Raw genomic sequence first — 776 nt, 5'->3', positions numbered from 1 at the left:
CAGGTTGCGGTAGGTTTCAGGCGATACAGTTTGGTAGAACACCTTCTGACCAATGGCTTTGGAAAACTTTTCAGCCATTTCCTGCCCGGTCAGCTGTTCCCCGGCCACCCCGACCGTTTTGCCGATAAGCTGATCCCCTATTTTAAAGATTCCGTAAGCACACTTGCCGATGTCTTAGCTGGCAATGCCGGCCATTTTTTTGTCATCCATCGGAAATGTGAGGTATAGCTTCCCGTCAGGTCCTTTTTTAGGTCCCATGCCGAAATAAATAAAGTTATCCCAGTAAAAGGAAGCTCTCAGAAAAGTGACAGGCACTCCTAACTCTGTAAAAAAATGGTCTGCTTCCCCTTTGGCATCGAAGTGCGGTACTTTATACTTTCCCTGTAGGGTAGGCATGCGGTCATCCTCCAGCGGTACCCATTTGCGGGTGTCTTCGAGCGTAGACCAGATGACGTGTTGCAATCCGGCTTCTTTTGCTGCTTCAGCCATACTACGAGCTTCTGCCAGTTCTTTTTCGGGGGAGAAATGCGCCCAGAAGAAAGTCACAAAATAAGCACCATACGCTCCTTTCAAGGCCAGTCTGAGACTTTCCTTGTCATCTATATCAGCGGCCACCACTTCGGCTCCCAGCCGGGCGAGTTGTTTCGCTTTCTCAGAATCGGAGTTTCGGGTAATGGCCCGCACAGCAAATTCACTGTTACGGTCCTGGAGAATGGCATGGGCAACACCGCCTCCCTGGGCACCTGTTGCACCAAAAACGGCAATTATCTTCTTTT

1 pseudogene is annotated in these 776 nt (G+C 49.9%); it reads right to left on the bottom strand.

Annotation, left to right across the window (positions count from 1 at the left end):
- A pseudogene (locus tag OB13_RS20815) lies at positions 1-714 on the bottom strand (NmrA/HSCARG family protein); the annotation flags it as partial.
- Between the last annotated feature and the right edge of the window lie 62 nt (positions 715-776).

Source organism: Pontibacter sp. HJ8, from assembly GCF_054824225.1.
The sequence above is the reverse complement of the archived record's forward strand: the minus strand, read 5'-3'. Positions and strand labels throughout refer to the sequence as shown.